20 protein-coding genes are annotated in these 17,282 nt (G+C 57.4%); 10 read left to right on the forward strand and 10 right to left on the reverse strand.

The annotated features are described in order from the left end of the window. Positions 1-99 precede the first annotated feature (99 nt). The 5 genes from AC2FI8_RS14860 to leuC form a co-directional block, all read right to left on the reverse strand. Positions 100-1,131: an endonuclease/exonuclease/phosphatase family protein gene (locus AC2FI8_RS14860; protein ID WP_496779868.1), complete on the reverse strand. Its 1,032-nt coding sequence runs from the start codon at positions 1,129-1,131 to the stop codon at positions 100-102. After that, entirely contained in the window at positions 1,128-1,958 is an 831-nt protein-coding gene (locus tag AC2FI8_RS14865) for a hypothetical protein (RefSeq protein WP_496726728.1), read from the reverse strand. Before AC2FI8_RS14865 ends, AC2FI8_RS14860 begins: the two co-directional genes overlap by 4 nt. 331 nt (positions 1,959-2,289) lie before the next feature. Next, complete coding sequence (gene leuD, locus AC2FI8_RS14870) at positions 2,290-2,895, reverse strand: 3-isopropylmalate dehydratase small subunit (protein ID WP_058273030.1); 606 nt, start codon at positions 2,893-2,895, stop codon at positions 2,290-2,292. A 42-nt stretch (positions 2,896-2,937) separates the two neighbouring features. Then, entirely contained in the window at positions 2,938-3,492 is a 555-nt protein-coding gene (locus tag AC2FI8_RS14875) for an HdeD family acid-resistance protein (RefSeq protein WP_282152873.1), read from the reverse strand. A 37-nt stretch (positions 3,493-3,529) separates the two neighbouring features. Then, the gene (gene leuC, locus AC2FI8_RS14880; RefSeq protein ID WP_058276552.1) at positions 3,530-4,933 is read right to left on the reverse strand and encodes a 3-isopropylmalate dehydratase large subunit; all 1,404 of its coding nucleotides are present in this window, start codon (positions 4,931-4,933) and stop codon (positions 3,530-3,532) included. A gap of 253 nt (positions 4,934-5,186) precedes the next feature. Between leuC and AC2FI8_RS14885 the strand changes: the two genes are divergently transcribed. The 4 genes from AC2FI8_RS14885 to AC2FI8_RS14900 all read left to right on the forward strand — a co-directional run bounded on the left by AC2FI8_RS14885 (position 5,187) and on the right by AC2FI8_RS14900 (position 8,065). Next, a complete protein-coding gene (locus AC2FI8_RS14885) occupies positions 5,187-6,539 on the forward strand; it encodes a mechanosensitive ion channel family protein (protein WP_496779871.1) in 1,353 nt (450 codons plus the stop codon). Positions 6,540-6,703: 164 nt separating this feature from the next. After that, positions 6,704-7,063: a ribosome silencing factor gene (gene rsfS, locus AC2FI8_RS14890; RefSeq protein WP_058276550.1), complete on the forward strand. Its 360-nt coding sequence runs from the start codon at positions 6,704-6,706 to the stop codon at positions 7,061-7,063. Between the two features lie 44 nt (positions 7,064-7,107). Continuing rightward, positions 7,108-7,578 (forward strand): 23S rRNA (pseudouridine(1915)-N(3))-methyltransferase RlmH, encoded by a 471-nt coding sequence (gene rlmH, locus AC2FI8_RS14895; RefSeq protein ID WP_496779873.1) that lies wholly within the window; start codon positions 7,108-7,110, stop codon positions 7,576-7,578. Between the two features lies 1 nt (position 7,579). Continuing rightward, positions 7,580-8,065, forward strand: a complete 486-nt coding sequence (locus tag AC2FI8_RS14900) for a flavodoxin family protein (protein ID WP_496779875.1) — start codon at positions 7,580-7,582, stop codon at positions 8,063-8,065. A gap of 3 nt (positions 8,066-8,068) precedes the next feature. Here the strand turns inward: AC2FI8_RS14900 and AC2FI8_RS14905 are convergent, their stop codons facing one another. Next, complete coding sequence (locus AC2FI8_RS14905; protein WP_496779877.1) at positions 8,069-8,416, reverse strand: hypothetical protein; 348 nt, start codon at positions 8,414-8,416, stop codon at positions 8,069-8,071. A 35-nt stretch (positions 8,417-8,451) separates the two neighbouring features. Then, positions 8,452-9,162: a DUF599 domain-containing protein gene (locus tag AC2FI8_RS14910; protein WP_496779879.1), complete on the reverse strand. Its 711-nt coding sequence runs from the start codon at positions 9,160-9,162 to the stop codon at positions 8,452-8,454. An 80-nt stretch (positions 9,163-9,242) separates the two neighbouring features. Between AC2FI8_RS14910 and AC2FI8_RS14915 the strand changes: the two genes are divergently transcribed. The 6 genes from AC2FI8_RS14915 to AC2FI8_RS14940 all read left to right on the forward strand — a co-directional run bounded on the left by AC2FI8_RS14915 (position 9,243) and on the right by AC2FI8_RS14940 (position 15,453). Beyond that, positions 9,243-10,691, forward strand: a complete 1,449-nt coding sequence (locus AC2FI8_RS14915; RefSeq protein ID WP_496769575.1) for an FAD-linked oxidase C-terminal domain-containing protein — start codon at positions 9,243-9,245, stop codon at positions 10,689-10,691. A gap of 25 nt (positions 10,692-10,716) precedes the next feature. Then, positions 10,717-11,817 carry an FAD-binding protein gene (locus AC2FI8_RS14920; protein WP_496779881.1) on the forward strand — a complete coding sequence of 367 codons (1,101 nt, stop codon included), beginning with the start codon at positions 10,717-10,719 and terminating at the stop codon, positions 11,815-11,817. A gap of 4 nt (positions 11,818-11,821) precedes the next feature. Beyond that, positions 11,822-13,138 (forward strand): glycolate oxidase subunit GlcF, encoded by a 1,317-nt coding sequence (glcF, locus tag AC2FI8_RS14925; protein ID WP_496779883.1) that lies wholly within the window; start codon positions 11,822-11,824, stop codon positions 13,136-13,138. A gap of 118 nt (positions 13,139-13,256) precedes the next feature. Next, positions 13,257-14,051 carry a trypsin-like serine peptidase gene (locus AC2FI8_RS14930; RefSeq protein WP_496779885.1) on the forward strand — a complete coding sequence of 265 codons (795 nt, stop codon included), beginning with the start codon at positions 13,257-13,259 and terminating at the stop codon, positions 14,049-14,051. Continuing rightward, a complete protein-coding gene (locus AC2FI8_RS14935) occupies positions 14,048-14,863 on the forward strand; it encodes a trypsin-like serine peptidase (protein ID WP_496740034.1) in 816 nt (271 codons plus the stop codon). Before AC2FI8_RS14930 ends, AC2FI8_RS14935 begins: the two co-directional genes overlap by 4 nt. A gap of 122 nt (positions 14,864-14,985) precedes the next feature. Next, complete coding sequence (locus tag AC2FI8_RS14940; RefSeq protein WP_496769585.1) at positions 14,986-15,453, forward strand: Hsp20 family protein; 468 nt, start codon at positions 14,986-14,988, stop codon at positions 15,451-15,453. A gap of 134 nt (positions 15,454-15,587) precedes the next feature. Here the strand turns inward: AC2FI8_RS14940 and AC2FI8_RS14945 are convergent, their stop codons facing one another. From AC2FI8_RS14945 to AC2FI8_RS14955, 3 genes are all read right to left on the reverse strand, one after another. Continuing rightward, entirely contained in the window at positions 15,588-16,142 is a 555-nt protein-coding gene (locus AC2FI8_RS14945; protein ID WP_496779887.1) for a GNAT family N-acetyltransferase, read from the reverse strand. A gap of 113 nt (positions 16,143-16,255) precedes the next feature. Continuing rightward, on the reverse strand, positions 16,256-16,762 hold the full coding sequence (locus AC2FI8_RS14950) for a GNAT family N-acetyltransferase (protein WP_496736937.1): 507 nt from the start codon (positions 16,760-16,762) through the stop codon (positions 16,256-16,258). 24 nt (positions 16,763-16,786) lie between these two features. Next, positions 16,787-17,044 (reverse strand): YjhX family toxin, encoded by a 258-nt coding sequence (locus AC2FI8_RS14955; RefSeq protein WP_480713223.1) that lies wholly within the window; start codon positions 17,042-17,044, stop codon positions 16,787-16,789. Positions 17,045-17,282 lie beyond the last annotated feature (238 nt).

Genomic DNA, 17,282 nt, shown 5'->3' on the forward strand with positions numbered 1-17,282 from the left:
CCCGCCAGAGGGCAAGGAAAATACAGGTTTGTTTCCGTTAGCGTCTGAAAATTGCGTCAGGTCTGTTTTGCGGGCCAGATCATGGCGCAAAAGGCCGTATTAGCGAGGCAGTGTCAGGTCGACCCAGATCAGCCGGTGACGGCTTGCGCGTTCGGCGGTTTTGCGTTCTTCAGTGCCTGCGGCGGGCCAGTGCACCCCGGAATCCAACACTTGCCATTGGGCGGATGGCAGGACGTAATCGACCCGCATTGGACCAACCGTTTTCCAGACCACCGTGGTCAAGTCGCCTGAGGGGTCTTCGGGTGACGGGTCCTGAAGGCGGGGGTCGTTCAAAAACTCTTGGATCGCCTCATTGCGTCCATCACCCCGCACTGGGTCCAGATTGGCGTCACCCGCGATGACAAACAGACGACCGGGTTTGCGCCCGACTTGCCCGTCCATGACTGCGGACCAAAGGCGAATTTCATCCCGGTTTCGCAGGCCGTTGCGATCCTCGGGTCCGTCAAACACGGGGGGTGAGGCATGAAAAGTCATCAAATCCAGCTGCCCCGCCGGAGTTTCAATGGGCACAATCCAATGCGCCACGGATGAAAGCCGCTGGACATTCTGCGCCGGTTCTGACGGGTAGGGGCCTGCGTCATGTTGGGGCAGTTCAGCGCCGGGCAGTTCCAGCCATAGCACGTTGGACAGGTCCTGAACCTGATCCGAAGTGATGGGGTAACGAGACATCACGGCCAGCCCACCTTGTCCGGTGAAGCGACCCCAACCCTGCGCGTCGCCGGGGCCGTGGGTTCGACCATCTCCGTCCAGATCAAGATCCGTTTCCAGGCCGGAATTTGGTTGGGCTGTGAGTGTGTGGGGATAGTCCAATCCGGCCTCGCGCAGCCGATTTGCCAGTGCCGCCAGCGCCAGCCCCTCAAAATCCCAATCGATCCCCTGCAAAGCAATGATATCGGGGCGGGTTTCCGCTAGAACCGCAGCAACCGCCATCACCTGATCATCACCGCGGCGAATATCGCGCAACAGCAACCCCGGGCCATCGCGGCTGAGCTCTGTGTTGAAGGTGGCAATACGGATCGTCTCTGCCTGCGCCATAACGGGCAACAGCAGCAAGATCAGGATGCGGATCATGCGGTCTGGGTAGACTCGGCTGTGGAATAAGCGCGCCGTTTTTCGACGATCAAATTGGCGATGCGCAGGGTCGCCATGCCACGCATGATCATGCTGGCGGGCAGGAAAGCCCAAGCACTGAGCGTCCAGATCAGCGTCTGAGGATTGCTCAGAGAGATCGGATCGGCATAGTCAGTCAGCAGTTTGATCAGGGCCGGGATCAGGAACGGCAGCAGAATGCCGATGCAAATGTTCAGTCGTCCGTCGCGCTGCAGGCGCGTTACCACATCACCGCCTTTGGTGGGGTCGAACAGCGGAAGATTAGTCCAGACATTGAAGGCGCCGTTTCCGGTCGGCCAGCCGCGCACTTTCACCGCGTAGGCAAAGCTGGCGATCGTCACCAAAGCAGCGACATACGCGACGCTGGCAGAAATACGGACAAGTTCGATCAGGGGCGCGCTTGCATCAGTCGGCAGCATTAGGATGATCAGCCGCACTGGCGAATAGGGAAAGTCGACCACATTTGCGACGCCCAAGCCAAAGGAATAGAAGGTCGTCGTCAGGCCGGTCGGCGTATACGCATTTTTGCAGATCAACGTCAGGAAGGTGACCATCGACATCAGCCCGACAAAGCGCAAACGGTTCACGGGCGGCGCGTCGCGGAACTCGATAAAGCTGGGAAAGGCAGAGTTGTATTCAGCGAATGTCAGGAAAAACGCGAGAATGGCGAGAAAGACGACAATCTCGGTCCCATTCGTAGACGTTACTGGCAGGTACAACGCAGGTGTCAGCACCAGTAGTGCGACCAAAACTCCCCGAATCGCCGCCCCTGTTGTGCGCGCAATCACTATCCAAACCCTTTCAAAACGGATTGACCGTTTCTATTTCTTTGACGGCTTTGTCCCATCTTGCATCCGACATTTTTTGCCAGAGACCACCAATACCGCCAACATTGACGATAAGCGACAATCCGCTCAAGCCAAGGCGTAGAAAACATGTGATTTTGGGCAAAATGATGGCAAAACTGGTGCACCTTTGCATCATCCGTGCCGCAAATTAGGCGTGTATTGGGGAGTGGCCGCTACATGTTGTGATTGCCGGGACTTCAACCCCAAGAACGCGAAAGGGGCCGCCTAGGCGACCCCGATAGGTTGAGTATCCACAGATTCGTTCTTGGAATCACACCCAGGGGCGGGCCTGGCTTGCGTGGTCCTCGAATTTGTCGATGTGGTGATCTTTCTCCATCGTCAGGCCGATATCGTCCAAACCATTCAGCAGGCAATGCTTGCGATGTGGGTCGACGCTGAATTCGATCACAACGCCATCCGAGGTGGTGATCTGCTGATCTTCCAGATGCACGGTCATGCGGGCGTTTTCGCCTTTATGCGCATCTTCCATCAGGATCGCGTGGTGTTCTTCTTCGACCACGATGGGCAGGATGCCGTTCTTGAAGCAGTTGTTGAAGAAGATGTCGGCAAAGCTGGTCGAGATCACAACCTTGATGCCGAAATCCTTGATTGCCCAGGGTGCGTGTTCGCGCGACGAGCCGCAGCCGAAATTGTCACCGGCAACCAGAATCTCTGTCTGACGATAGGCGGGTTTGTTCAGCACGAAGTCTTCGTTTTCGCCACCATGTTCATGGTAGCGCATCTCATCAAACAGCACGACACCAAGGCCGGACCGTTTGATGGTTTTCAGGTGCACCTTCGGGATGATCATATCGGTGTCGATATTGATCAGCGGCATTGGGGCGGCCACCCCGTGGACTTTGTCAAACTTTTCCATGTCTACACTCCTGCGAGAGAGGGCCGCGCCCGTATCCCGCGTTTAAGCTTGTTTCGCTTCTGTTGTTGCGTCGTTGGGTGCGTTTCTGATGAAGAACGCCATGAAGACCAATCCGAACCCGTTGAACAGCATCTCAATGCCCAGGAAAATGCCCAAAATGCTCAGCAGCACCTGAGGATCGCTTCCCACATATGTCCAGATGATACCCGCGAGGACGATCGACAAGACGCCCGAGATCATCGTGGGCCAGAAAAACTGTGTTCCTTTCATCTGGAACGACAGAATGACCCGCGCGATGCCGCCTGCCATGAACAGGATCAGCATCACGGTTGCCAGTGTCAGGGTTCCCTGCAGCGGGTGATCCAGAAAGGACCAGCCCAGAAACAGCATCACCGCACCCATGATGAGTGACAGAATTTTGTTGCCGGTACCTTCAACCGTAAAGCCGCCAACAACTTGCAGCGCGCCCGAGACCAGCAGCAACACACCGGTTACAACCGTCACGGCGACAGACGCCACAACTGGCGCGCCCAGTACAAAGATACCGAACGCTATGGACAGAAGCCCCAGCAGGAGCCATTTGACCCAGTCACTCATGTTTTCAATCCCTCAAATATCTAGATGTGATGGGACCTTACATCAATTCACGGACGTCTGTCAGCCGTCCTGTGATTGCCGCAGCGGCAGCCATTGCAGGGCTCAGCAAATGGGTACGTCCGCCCCGGCCCTGACGGCCTTCGAAGTTGCGGTTTGAGGTCGCTGCACAGCGTTCGCCCGGCTGCAGTTGGTCGGGGTTCATCGCCAGACACATCGAACATCCGGCCAGACGCCATTCGAAACCGGCATCCTTGAAAATCTCGGCCAGACCCTCTTCTTCGGCCTGCGCCCGAACCAGACCCGAACCTGGCACGACCATGGCACGCATGCCGTCCTTGACCTTTTTGCCCTTCAGGATCTCGGCCGCGGCGCGCAGGTCTTCGATGCGACCATTGGTGCAGGACCCGATGAAAACGGTGTCAATCTCGACGTCGCTCAGCTTTTGACCGGCTTCCAGACCCATGTACTCGATCGAGCGGCGGGCTGCGTCAACCTTGCCACCTTCAAAATCTTCGGGGTTCGGTACAGTTGCGGTGATCGGCAGTACGTCCTCGGGGCTGGTGCCCCAGGTCACGACAGGTGCGATGTCTTCGCCGCGCAGGGTGATGACCTTGTCGAAATGCGCGTCATCGTCGGTAAACAGCGTTTTCCACCATGTCAGAGCGGCTTCCCACTGGGCACCTTTCGGCGCGTGGGGGCGACCTTTGACATATTCATAGGTGGTCTCGTCCGGCGCGATCAGGCCTGCACGTGCACCGCCTTCGATCGCCATGTTGCAGACGGTCATGCGGCCTTCCATCGACAGATCGCGGATCGCTTCGCCGCAATATTCGATAACATAGCCGGTTCCGCCGGCAGTACCGGTCTCACCGATCACAGCCAGAGTGATGTCCTTGGCGGTCACACCCGGCTGCAGCTTGCCGGTGATTTCCACCTTCATGTTCTTGGATTTCTTCTGGATCAGGGTTTGCGTGGCCAGAACATGTTCAACCTCGGACGTGCCGATGCCGTGGGCCAAAGCACCAAACGCGCCGTGAGTGGCCGTGTGGCTGTCGCCACATACAACGGTCATGCCAGGCAGGGTCCAGCCCTGTTCGGGGCCGACGATGTGCACGATGCCCTGACGAACGTCATTCACCGGGTAATAGTGAATGCCGAAATCCTTCGCGTTCTTGTCCAGCGCTTCGACCTGAATGCGTGATTCGGGGTTTTCGATCCCGTTCACCCGATCCGCAGTGGTCGGAACGTTGTGGTCCGGCACGGCGATGGTCTTTTCCGGCGCGCGTACTGGACGACCCGCCATCCGCAGGCCTTCAAAGGCTTGCGGGCTGGTGACTTCGTGCACCAGATGGCGGTCGATATAAAGCAGGCAGGTGCCATCATCGGCTTCGTGCGCGACATGGGCATCCCAGATCTTGTCATAGAGTGTTTTGGGGGACATCGGTCCTCTCCCGTATTTAATGAGAAATAGCTGGCGAGTGGCTGGGCGCCGCTTATAGGCGGGCCAGAACCGTGCGGGCGGCCCCAAAGAACCGTTCACGCAGGCGCGTGCGGTCTTGCAGTGTCGGAGCAGGGGCCAAATAGACTCTCATGCGCCTCAGATATATCGCGTGTGCCCGTCAATCAAGGTTCAATCCGGCCTCGGGCTTGCATCACCCCGAGTTGCTGTCCAAGCTGCGGTTCAGGAGACCTGTATGAACCAAGACCTGATCCCCAGCTCGCTGTCGGAACTCTATGAAAACATGGTCGCGGGGTTTTCCGTGCAGTTCGGCAAACTTGCCGATCTGATCGTTACGCCGGGTTGGCGGCGGCACCAGTTGATCATCATCCTCGCCCTGTGGGCTTTGGCATATGTGCTCAAGCTGGTTACGCAAAACCGGTGGGAGGCCTGGGCACGTGCCCGCACCGGCTGGCCCAAATGGCGGCTGCGCACTCTGGTTCAGCTGATGCAGCGCCTAACACTGGTCTATTTCGTTCTGTTGTCCTGGACGCTGTACCTGTTCATGCAGAATGTGACCTGGCCGTCGCACAGTTACATTATCGGCGTGATCGCGACATTGGCCGCCGCATGGCTGGCGATTGCGCTGGTGGCGCGACTTGTCCGCAACCGTACGCTGCGGCGGATCTTCAAATGGGCAATGTGGGTCTATGCAACGCTGGTTGCGCTGAATTTGACCGATGACGTAGCCGAGTTTCTGGACGGCGTAGCGATCTCCATCGGTGATTTGCACATCTCGGCACTGGGAATTCTCAAGGCCGCATTGCTGATCGGCGTGCTGCTGACGTTGGCCCGCATCGGGACCCGCACGGCCGAGCGGGGATTGCAGAGGAACGACGATATCACGCCTTCGATGCAGGTTCTGTTGGCCAAAGGCATTCAGGTTCTGCTGTACGGCGCTGTCTTTATGGCGGCCATCCGCACGCTTGGGTTTGATCTGACTGGGATCGCGCTGTTGTCAGGCGCGATCGGCGTGGGCATCGGTTTTGGTCTTCAAAAGGTGGTGTCGAACCTGATCTCTGGGATCATCATCCTGATGGACCGCTCGATCAAACCGGGCGACGTGATTTCGTTGGGCGACACCTTCGGATGGATCAACGCGCTGGGCGCGCGCTATGTATCAGTGGTCACCCGAGATGGGCGTGAATACCTGATCCCGAACGAGGATCTGATCACCAATCAGGTCGTGAACTGGTCGCATTCGGACAAATATGTGCGGTTGGATCTGGATTTCGGCACCAGCTATGACGACGATCCGCACCTGGTGCGCGCAACCGCGATCCGGGCAGTTAAATCGGTGAAACGTGTTCTCAGCGGCGGTTCACATGAGCCGGTCTGCCATATAACCGGGTTCGGCGACAGCAGCGTGGACTATGTGCTGCGGTTCTGGATCAGCGATCCGACCAAGGGGCTTACCAATATTCGGGGCAATGTTTACCTCGCCCTCTGGGACGCCTTCAAGGCCGAAGGGATATCGATTCCCTTCCCTCAGCGCGAGGTTCGGTTGCTGTCGGACGGCGCAGAGCAGCAACAGATCGCCAAAGAGTGAACGCCTGTGCGGCCCCCAAAGCGCCCGTTCATTGAAATGTTGCATTCCCCTTGTTACCTTATTAGTACCCCTGCGCCGGGGTTTGGCGGCGCGCAACAAAGGAGGACTATGTCCTGTCTCTACATACACAGGCGGGTTTGCCCGCCGATGATGGGGCCAATGTAATGGCCCACTCTCAGTCAATCAGCGACAAGCTGCTTGAACGTATCCTTTCCTCACTTTCCGATGACAAGGCCGAAGACGTCGTGCAGATCAACCTGCAAGGCAAATCGTCGGTTGCGGATCACATGGTGATTGCCTCGGGTCGGTCGACCCGTCAGGTCTCAGCTATGGCGGAAAAGCTGACGGATCGCATCAAGCAGGAATTCGGTTTCACCTCGAAGGTCGAAGGCAAAGATGCCGGCGACTGGGTGCTGATCGATACGGGCGACGTGATCGTCCATATCTTCCGCCCCGAAGTGCGTGAATTCTATCAGCTGGAAAAGATGTGGCTGCCTCAGGGCGGCAGCGCCTCGGCCAACTGAGGCGCCATCCCGGCCTGCATTAACAGGCCGGAGGCGAGAGAAATATGCGTATAAGCATTTGTGCGGTCGGGCGATTGCGTGCCGGACCGGAAAAGTCCCTGCTTGACGATTATCTGACCCGATTTGACCGGACCGGCCGCGCGCTGGGCCTTGGTCCTGCGCGCGTGGTCGAGGTCGAAGACAAGAAAAACGCAGGCATGGGGGCCGAGGCCGCGTTGCTGCGCAAGGCCCTGCCCAAAGGCGCGGTGATCTGCACGCTGGATGAACGCGGGCGGGTGATGTCCTCGCCCGATTTTGCCAAGAAACTGGGGGGCTGGCGTGATGCCGGGCGGCAGGATCTGGCATTGATCATTGGCGGTGCGGACGGAATAGACCCTGATCTACGGGCCGAGGCCGATTTTTCCATCTCATTCGGTTCGATGGTCTGGCCCCATATGCTGGTCCGTGTGATGCTGTCCGAGCAACTTTACCGGGCCGCGACCATCCTGTCGGGCGGTCCCTATCACCGAGTCTGATATGGCGCAGCTTCTGATCGTCTACCATTCGCGCACCGGCGGAGCCCGTCAAATGGCCCAAGCCGCCGCGGCTGGAGCGCGGGACGAAGCGGAAACGGTTCTGAAAACTGCAGATCAGGCGACCCCTGAGGATTTGCTGGCCGCTGATGGGTATATCTTCTGCGCGCCCGAGAATCTGGCGGCAATTTCAGGTCTGATGAAAGAGTTCTTTGACCGCTGCTACTACCCTGTGCTGGGCAAGATCGAAGGACGGCCTTATGCGCAGATGATCTGTGCCGGGTCCGATGGCGAGAACGCGGCCCGCCAAACCGCGCGCATTGCAACTGGTTGGCGTTTGAAAGAGGTTCAGCCGCCGCTGATCATCTGCACCCATGCGCAGACGCCCGAGGCTATTCTGGCCGAAAAGACCATTCCGCAAAACCAATTGGATGAGTGCCATGATATTGGGGCTGCGTTGGGTGCGGGTCTGGCGCTGGGTGTGTTCTGAAGATCAGTTCAGCAGGACCAGCGTGGTCTCGTCACCCCAGCCATCGACACTGCACCGCGCCTGAATCTGAACCTGTGTCACGCCATCTGGAAGCGCAACACCGGATAGTGAGCGTGTAAAGGGCTGCTCATTCTCATGCGGGTGATGCAATACGCGCATACCCAGTTCATTGCCGTCCATGTCCAGAACACGCCAGCCATCGGCATAGTGATCCCACCCGGTATCGGGATGGCGGATCGTCACGTCGAATCGCCACGTGTCGCCGCTTTGGCTGGCCGCCACGTTTTCAATCATAGAAGGGTCGGCAAGCGCTGGGCTGGCGAGAAAAAGGCTGAGAATCAAATACCGCATGAGGCGATCCTAGGCTGTGTCCGTCGGCTTCGCGATCACGAATTCGTGTCGCGCGGCTGGGACAGCAGGACCAGCCGGGAATGCGACGCAAACTCGCGCCGGTATAGAACGCCAAACGTGATCCCAGTGCCCAGCAACAGCGCCACAGGCCCAAGTATCCAGGCAACGGAAGCCAGGGCAAAATAGGTCACGCGCAAACCTCGGTTAAAGCTGCGCGCCGCGGTGACGCAAATCTCGGCCGCTTGTGCTGCACGCGGATAGGCTTGTGGGTCCGATGATTCATTGGGCACCGAGGCCATCAGAACCGCGCAATAGCCAAACAACCGGTGCGCCCAGACATATTTCAGGAATGCATTGGCCAGAAAAAGGATGATGATCAGAATCTTGATCTCCCACACCATGGCCGGTGCGCTGCCGATGGCCAGGTCATTGGCGACACCGGCAAGGCGTTCGGTATTGCCTAGCAGGGCCAACCCGCCCCCGATGGCGATCATCGTGGTCGATGCAAAAAACGTACTGCCCTGCCGCATCGCCGCGACCACCTGCGCGTCAAACATTCGGGGTTGCCGGGTGACCATTTCCCGCATCCATTCTCGACGATAGTCATCCATCATCACTGTGACGGAATGTTTGTTGGGTGACGGGTTTTCGATCCGCCATCCGATCCACAGCCAAGTGATCAGCAACACGGCAATGGCCGCATAATCCAGCGGTGAAAACAGTTGTGCCCGATCAATCCAAGTCATGCTGCGACCTTAGGGCCAGACATGAGAACTTGCCAGATGGGGAAATTGGTAATATTATTTTACCAAATAGAGGATCAGCCATGGAAATGCCAACGCCAAACCCTGACATTCTGCGCCGCAAGACCGTGGTTCTACAACGTTTGTTGCAAGTGTTGCCCGAGGACGCGGTGATTCACGAACCGTCCGAGACTCGTGCTTATGAATGTGACGCGCTGACGGCATATCGGTGCCCTCCGATGCTGGCGGTTCTGCCGTCGACCACGCAAGAGGTCTCGGACGTATTACGCATCTGTAATGAAGAAGGTGTTCCTGTGGTTCCGCGCGGTTCGGGTACGTCATTGGCCGGTGGCGCCTTGCCAACGGCGGATTGCGTCATCCTTGGCGTCGCCCGGATGAATGAGGTGCTGGAGGTCGATTATGACAACCGTTTCATTCGCGTTCAATCAGGCCGCACCAACCTGAGTGTGACTGGAGCGGTCGAGGAAGACGACTTCTTTTATGCGCCGGATCCGTCCTCACAGCTTGCCTGTGCCATTGCCGGGAACATCGCGATGAACTCGGGCGGGGCGCATTGTCTGAAATACGGCGTGACCACGAACAACCTGTTGGGCGTAAAGATGGTGCTGATGGATGGCAGCGTGGTCGAGATTGGCGGCGCGCACCTGGACTCTGGCGGCTTGGACCTGTTGGGAGTCATCTGCGGGTCAGAAGGGCAGTTGGGCGTGGTGACCGAAGCCACATTGCGGATATTGCGAAAACCCGAAGGTGCACGACCCGTGCTCATGGGATTTGATGACAACGAAGTTGCCGGGCAATGCGTCTCGGACATTATCAAGTCGGGCATCCTGCCGGTTGCAATCGAATTCATGGATACCCTGTGCATTAAGGCCTGCGAAAACTTCGCCCATGCAGGCTACCCCGACTGCACCGCTTTGCTGATTGTCGAGGTCGAAGGGTCCGAGGCCGAGATGGACTATCAATTGTCAAAAATCATCGACATCGCCAAGCGCCATAACCCGGTGGAGCTGCGCGAAAGCCAATCGGCTGAGGAAAGCGCGAAAATCTGGCTGGGGCGCAAGTCGGCCTTTGGTGCGATGGGGCAGTTGAACGACTACATGTGCCTGGACGGCACGATCCCGGTATCGTCCTTGCCGGAAGTGCTGCGCCGGATTGGTGAAATGAGCGAAGAATACGGCCTGCCGGTCGGCAACGTGTTTCATGCAGGCGATGGCAACATGCACCCGTTGATCCTGTTTGATGCCAACAAGCCGGGTGATCTGGAGAAATGTGAGGCGTTCGGAGCCGATATCCTGAAGCTTTGCGTTGATGTGGGTGGCTGCCTGACAGGTGAGCACGGGGTTGGGATCGAAAAGCGCGATCTGATGCACCATCAATACGCGCCTGCGGACCTTGAGGCGCAGATGGCCGTAAAGGATGTGTTCGATCCAAAGTGGTTGCTGAACCCCGCCAAGGTTTTTCCGTTGAATGCGTCTGAATCCCGACGCATCGCGCAGATTGCCGCTGAATAATCGGCTCTAACAAAGAAGAATTGTCATGAAACCAAAGACAGAAGCCGAACTGGCCGAGTTGGTGGCCGGGCTGAACGAACCGGTCCGCATCAAGGGAGGCGGTACGCGCGGTGTTGCGGGACAAGATGCGGTGATTGAAACAAGCGGAATAACCGGCATCACACTTTACGAACCCGGTGCGCTAACGCTGGTGGCGAAAGCCGGCACGCCGGTGACAGAGATCGAGGCCGCATTAGATGCAGAAGGTCAGCAATTGGCTTTTGAGCCTATGGATCATCGGGGACTGTTGGGGACCAGCGGCATTCCGACCATAGGCGGTGTCGTGGCGGCCAACATATCAGGGCCACGGCGGATACAGGCAGGGGCATGTCGTGATTTCCTTTTGGGCGTGCGCTATGTCGATGGCATGGGGCAGGTCGTCAAGAATGGCGGCCGGGTCATGAAGAACGTCACCGGCTATGATCTGGTCAAGCTGATGGCGGGATCCTGGGGCACTTTGGGTGTTTTGACCGAAGTGTCGTTGAAAGTACTACCCAAGCCCGAAATCTCGGCTACGCTGTCCGTTCAGGTGCCCGATGTGACCACGGCAGTTGCAGCGCTGTCCGCCGCATTGAAATCCCCTTTTGACGTCAGCGGAGCGGCGTACGACCCGGATATGGGAAGCGCCTTACTGCGCCTCGAAGGATTTGCGGGTTCGGTGACATACCGATCGGATCAACTGAAATCCCTATTGTCTGGTTTCGGCGAGGTTGCCGAACTTGACCAGCCCAACACATTGTGGGCCGACCTGCGCGACGCAGCCGGTTTCCATGAACAAAGCGGTGATGTCTGGCGCATTTCAGTAAAACCAACGGATGCGCCGGACATCGTTGCGCGCATCCGGGCAGAGCGGACGTTGTTTGATTGGGGCGGCGGGTTGATTTGGGCCTTGGTGCCGGTTGGTACTGATCTGCGGGCGCAATTAGGCGCGTTTGACGGTCACGCTAACATCGTGCGGGCAGGGCAGGAAACACTTACCGAACTGGGGCGTTTTCAACCGGAGGCGCCCGGTATTGCGGCTCTAACCAAAGGTATTCGTCAAAGATTCGACCCCCGCGGTTTGTTTAATCCGGGGTTGATGGGGTAAGCCGATGCAGACGATGTTCACCGAAAAGCAGTTGCAAGATCCCGCGATCCAAAGATCAAATGAAATCCTGCGAAACTGCGTGCATTGTGGGTTTTGCACAGCCACTTGCCCGACATATCAGGTGCTGGGGGACGAGTTGGATAGCCCACGGGGGCGCATTTACCTGATCAAGGACATGCTTGAAAACGAGCGTGTGCCGGATGAGAAAACGGTCAAGCATATCGACCGCTGCCTGTCTTGCCTGGCCTGTATGACCACATGTCCATCGGGGGTGCACTATATGCATCTGGTCGACCACGCGCGGGAATACATCGAAGAGAACTACAAACGCCCCTTCTCGGATCGTGCGCTGCGTTGGGTGTTGGCTCAGATCCTGCCTTATCCGACGCGGTTCCGCTGGGCTTTGATCGGGGCGAAGCTGGGGCGGCCATTCCGCTTTCTGATGCCTGATGCCCGGTTGCGTGCCATGCTGGACATGGCACCCAAACATATCCCGCCCGTTAGTCGCAATGACGACCCGCAGAGATTTCCGGCTAAAGGACCGCAGAGCAAGCGCGTTGCGCTGATGACGGGTTGTGCGCAAAAAGCTTTGAATACAGACATTAACGACGCAACTATTCGACTTTTGACGAGGATGGGATGCGAAGTCGTCGTGGCCGAAGGGGCAGGGTGCTGCGGCGCCCTGACCCATCACATGGGCAAGACTCGCGAAAGTCATGAGGCCGCAAAAGCCAATATCAGGGCCTGGACCGCAGAAATGAACGGCGACGGGCTGGACGCCATCGTCATCAACACCTCGGGCTGCGGTACGACGGTGAAGGATTATGGCCATATGTTTCGCAATGATCCCATGGCCGAAGACGCGGCGCGGGTGTCGTCGATTGCAATGGATATCAGCGAACTGCTGATCCAGCTGGAGCTGCCACAGGGCGAAGACAAGGGCCTGACCGTTGCATATCATGCAGCGTGTTCTCTGCAGCACGGTCAAAAGATCAAAGCTCATCCCAAAACTCTGCTGAAACAGGCTGGTTTCGCCGTGTTAGAGCCTGCAGATAGCCACCTGTGCTGCGGCAGCGCAGGGACTTACAACCTGATGCAGCCCGAGATTTCGGGCAAGCTGAAGGACCGCAAGGTCACAACGCTGGAAGCCAAAAAGCCGGACGTGATCGCGGCAGGCAATATCGGATGCATGATGCAGATCGGCTCTGGCACGAACATTCCCGTGCTGCACACGGTCGAGCTTTTGGATTGGGCAACCGGCGGGCCGGTGCCGCGGGCCTTGCGTGAACCAGCCAAATCTGAGGTTCCGGTCCTTAGATAGACCATGCTGATGCAACTGCGCACCACTCGCCACGTTAAACGGACGCGGGCGTCATCGCCCTATTTTTGCCGCACCGGAGACGTAGGAAAATACGTCAACAGCAAAGCCGGAGTGCCGTTTGCGAAACTGGATCACAGCATTGGCACTGGCTTTGACGCCATTGTCCGCCGCAGCCCAGGATACCGGGTTGAAAAGCCTGGACACCACCGATGCGGGGCGCGCGTGGATGGCGGTCGGGCGCCTGGACATCAGGGACGGCGCCGGGTTTTGCACCGGGACGCTGATTTCTCCGACCCAGGTTTTGACGGCCGCTCATTGTCTGTTTGATAAGGTGACCGGTCAGCGAGTTGACCTCGCAGAGGTCGAGTTTCTGGCCGCATGGCGTCTTGGGCGTGCATCGGCCTATCGACCTGCGCGTCGCGCTGTTGTTCACCCGGACTACGAATACAGCACCGAAGCAACGGCCTCGCGGCTATACAATGACATCGCGCTGATCGAGTTGTGGCAACCGATCCGAAACACAAGCGTAATTCCGTTCGAGACCGGAGACCGCCCGGCCCGAGGTGCCGAAGTGGGGGTCGTGTCCTATGCGCAGGACCGGGCCGAGGCGCCCTCGCTGCAAGAAGTGTGCTCGGTCATGACGCGCACATCAGACGTTTTAGTGTTGTCCTGTGATGTCGAATTCGGGTCGTCCGGCGCGCCGGTCTTTTCCTTTGAAGGGGACCGGCCGCGCATCGTTTCGGTCGTTGCGGCCAAGGCCGAATTCAACGGGCAGCGCGTGGCGATCGGCACCGCGGTCGAGGATTCACTGGAACTGCTGCAGGCAGAGTTGTCGGCTGGCCGCGGATTTGGCGTGTCTTCCTCTCAAGGTGGGGCACGCCGCAATATTGGAGCAAGGTTCATAAAACCATGAGTCGTTTTCTTCTGAATTTTCTTTTGTTCCTTTCAATTTCCGCCACCGCAACTTACGCCCAAACCGCCAAGCGAAAGCTGACGGATCGCGATGACCTTTACGGATGGGAGGCGGTTGGACGCCTGGACATAGGCGATCAGGGGTTTTGCACCGGCACGCTGATTGCGCAGGATCTGGTTTTGACTGCTGCGCACTGTGCGGTGGACAAGGCCAGCGGCAAACCCTACGAGCCGGGAAAGGTGACGTTCCGCGCTGGTTTGAGCCATGGTGAGGCGCTGGCAGATCGCAAAGTCACGCAGATTGCCGTGAACCCGGAATATGTCAGCAATGCCCCGCTGTCACCGAATAATGTCCGCGCCGATGTTGCGCTGATGCGTTTGGAACAGCCGATCCCTTATTCTATCGCCAATCCGTTTGCCTTGCACACAGGGCGCGTTGCCGGAACCGAGGTCAGCTTAGCCTCATACGGGCGCGGCCGGTCCGAGGCGATCACGCGGGAAAGGTCCTGCCGTATCCTGGGTCGCCAGCAAGGGTTGATCACCTTCAACTGCGACATCACTTTTGGCTCGTCCGGTTCGGCATTGCTGGCCAGAAATGGCCCGCGCTGGCAGATCCTGTCAGTTGTCTCAGCAATCGGAACCTACGGGGGCCGCGTGGCCGGCTACGGGATGGAACTGTCTGGAATTGTTGCCGAACTCAAGGCGGACTTGCGGCGCGATGCCCCGCGCCCACAGGCAACGATCCGCCGGCTGCAAGTCGGATCCGACAAGTCGAATTCCGGCGCAAAATTCATCAGCTCGGGCGGGGGTTGAACTCGATCAAAATGCTACCCATGTGAACTGTGTCGGGTCGCCACGAACGGGGCCCGTATCAACCAGATGCCCGTCCGAACGGAGGGCAGAACACAGATCGCTCTGATATGAGGATATGACACATGCGTAGTTTTGATTTTGCACCCCTGCACCGCGCCACCGTTGGTTTCGACCAGATCGCCGATATGATGGATCGCGTGCTGACCAATGATGTGGCTCAGCCGAGCTACCCGCCTTACAACATCGAAAAGACCGATGCCGACACCTATCGCATCTCGGTTGCTGTCGCCGGCTTTTCGGAAAATGACCTGTCGGTCGAAGTGAAAGAAAACGCCCTTATCGTTGCTGGCAAAAAAGCCGCCGAGGACAAAGAGCGCAGCTATCTGCATCGTGGCATCGCCACCCGCGCGTTCGAACGCCGCTTTGCGCTGGCCGATCACGTGCGTGTCACCGGTGCCAACCACGAAGACGGCATGCTGAACATCGACCTGAAGCGCGAAGTGCCTGAGGCCCTGAAACCGCGCCGGATCGAGATTTCTTCGGCCAATGCCATTGAAAAGGACGTGGTCGACGCCAAAGCCGTGAACTAAGGCGACGGCAATACGCCGCGATAATCGTTCCTCTCTGGATTATCGCACCATACGCCCCGCGTTCCTCCAGACGCGGGGCGTTGTTTTTGTAAGACCGGGATGTCTGCTCTGCGGACAAACCAGACATTAAACAATCAATGCCCAATGTCTGGTTCTCGGTATTCGCGTCGCTCGCGCCCTGAGGTGTCCCACCAATGCGCTTGCATGAACTGAGGGATCGCCATCGTCGTGCCGTTCAAGCACTCGACCGTTCCGGCTGTCAGCTCTAGGGCCATCCATGCTTCATGCGCCGTCAACAGATCAGGATAAGGCGTCTGTTTGTCAGTTGGGACAAAACCATATCGCGGGTAGAAGGTCGGGACGCCCAGAACGAACACAGCGTCCGTTCCAATGGACTTTAGGTGTTCGATGCTGGTTTCCATCAACTCCCTGCCGATGCCAAAACCTTGATATTTCGGCGACACGCCACAAGGTGCGAGTAGGTAGCATTTTGCTTCTGGGTGATCCTCGAAGACAAACGGTGTGAACAGCACGTTGCCTACGATCCGCCCGTCACGTCTGACACTGATCGAGATTGTGTCTGGGTGATCAAGGAAGTCTTTTGCGAGTCGAGCGGTTTCCTCGCCTTCTGCTTCGCCAAACGCAAGTCTGTGGACTTCCAAAATGGCGTCGAATTCTGATTGTTTCATAGTTCATTCCTAGATTTAGTGAGTTTATTCGCGCACCAAATGCCCCCATAGTCGTGAGCTCAAGTTCCAGTGCGCGAAGCAGAGTTGCGTTTTCTGGTTTTCAGAAATCGGCTCTAAACTTGCTCGCTTGGATGACCCCACATGAGCGGCGCAGCATATGGGCCTGTCACGCTGGAAGTGCTTTCTCCGATGCCATCCATAGCGCCCGGTGTAAGTTCGCGCGCAAACCAACACTCAAGCGGAGCCCGAGTTCTAACAGGTGGCAGGACTTTGTGGGGGGTGTTGTATCGGTTCCCATAGTGGAAAGGTTCCCCCATCACAAAGATCACATCTGCATCAAGTTGTCGTTCCGCCTCTTCCATCAGGCGTGTGGCATAGCCCATTCTTTGAAACTCGGGCAGCACAGCCAATGGAGCGAGCACAAAGCACTTCAAGTGCGGTGCCGTGTCGATTGTGAGCGGGGTATAGCAAGCATGTGCAACCCCCTCATAAACGATGGAAAAGCTGCCGTCTGCGATCAGGTCATCCGCAAAATCGGCATACAGTTTCGCATGTCGTTCATCGTATAAGCCTCCGGCCGCCGCGAAAGCGTCGTATTGGATTTGATGAGGTGTTTTCATAGAAAACTCTCCTTCTTGATTTGATTATCGTTGGTTCATTTGCGCGCGAACGGACTGGTTCCCTAAATGGGTGATCCGATAGGGGCGGCCATTTTTTGATTTGATGAAGCGCTTGTCTTTTAGGCGTTTGAACACGTCCATCGTGCAGGCAGAGAAGACAAAGCCATCACGTGTGTAACACTCGACGGACTGCACCTTACCATTGTCGGCGCGCGCGTATTTTATCTCGCCACCTAAGGCGAGTTCATGCAAAACACGTTGCTCGTGCTTTGAGATGTTCATGGGATGTCTCGAATTTATGAAAGTACAGAAACAGGACACTCAGCGTCGCGCGTGAGTGACCCTATTAATGTTAGTGTTCCTGAATTTGCTTCGCCAGGAACGGGCGTTAGCCCCGATTCTCTTTCATAAAATCTCCATTGCTAGAGGCAACTCGCCTCAAGCGTTCGCCGTATTTAGTCTTCGATTTTTGAAACGTCAACCGGCTTGTTGCAACGTAACGGCGCGGCGCGATCAAAGC

Source organism: Ruegeria sp. CDSB029 (genome assembly GCF_059611125.1).

Bases quoted from the DNA above. Each gene is read 5' to 3' on its own strand.
- AC2FI8_RS14920 (WP_496779881.1), top strand. From the start codon at position 10,717: ATGAAACCAAAGACAGAAGCCGAACTGGCCGAGTTGGTGGCCGGGCTG.
- AC2FI8_RS14905 (WP_496779877.1), bottom strand. From the start codon at position 8,416: ATGCGGTATTTGATTCTCAGCCTTTTTCTCGCCAGCCCAGCGCTTGCC.
- AC2FI8_RS14950 (WP_496736937.1), bottom strand. From the start codon at position 16,762: ATGAAAACACCTCATCAAATCCAATACGACGCTTTCGCGGCGGCCGGA.
- leuC (WP_058276552.1), bottom strand. From the start codon at position 4,933: ATGTCCCCCAAAACACTCTATGACAAGATCTGGGATGCCCATGTCGCG.
- rsfS (WP_058276550.1), top strand. From the start codon at position 6,704: ATGGCCCACTCTCAGTCAATCAGCGACAAGCTGCTTGAACGTATCCTT.
- AC2FI8_RS14945 (WP_496779887.1), bottom strand. From the start codon at position 16,142: ATGAAACAATCAGAATTCGACGCCATTTTGGAAGTCCACAGACTTGCG.
- AC2FI8_RS14940 (WP_496769585.1), top strand. From the start codon at position 14,986: ATGCGTAGTTTTGATTTTGCACCCCTGCACCGCGCCACCGTTGGTTTC.
- AC2FI8_RS14860 (WP_496779868.1), bottom strand. From the start codon at position 1,131: ATGATCCGCATCCTGATCTTGCTGCTGTTGCCCGTTATGGCGCAGGCA.
- AC2FI8_RS14900 (WP_496779875.1), top strand. From the start codon at position 7,580: ATGGCGCAGCTTCTGATCGTCTACCATTCGCGCACCGGCGGAGCCCGT.
- AC2FI8_RS14875 (WP_282152873.1), bottom strand. From the start codon at position 3,492: ATGAGTGACTGGGTCAAATGGCTCCTGCTGGGGCTTCTGTCCATAGCG.
- AC2FI8_RS14885 (WP_496779871.1), top strand. From the start codon at position 5,187: ATGAACCAAGACCTGATCCCCAGCTCGCTGTCGGAACTCTATGAAAAC.
- glcF (WP_496779883.1), top strand. From the start codon at position 11,822: ATGCAGACGATGTTCACCGAAAAGCAGTTGCAAGATCCCGCGATCCAA.
- AC2FI8_RS14955 (WP_480713223.1), bottom strand. From the start codon at position 17,044: ATGAACATCTCAAAGCACGAGCAACGTGTTTTGCATGAACTCGCCTTA.
- AC2FI8_RS14915 (WP_496769575.1), top strand. From the start codon at position 9,243: ATGGAAATGCCAACGCCAAACCCTGACATTCTGCGCCGCAAGACCGTG.
- AC2FI8_RS14910 (WP_496779879.1), bottom strand. From the start codon at position 9,162: ATGACTTGGATTGATCGGGCACAACTGTTTTCACCGCTGGATTATGCG.
- leuD (WP_058273030.1), bottom strand. From the start codon at position 2,895: ATGGAAAAGTTTGACAAAGTCCACGGGGTGGCCGCCCCAATGCCGCTG.
- rlmH (WP_496779873.1), top strand. From the start codon at position 7,108: ATGCGTATAAGCATTTGTGCGGTCGGGCGATTGCGTGCCGGACCGGAA.
- AC2FI8_RS14935 (WP_496740034.1), top strand. From the start codon at position 14,048: ATGAGTCGTTTTCTTCTGAATTTTCTTTTGTTCCTTTCAATTTCCGCC.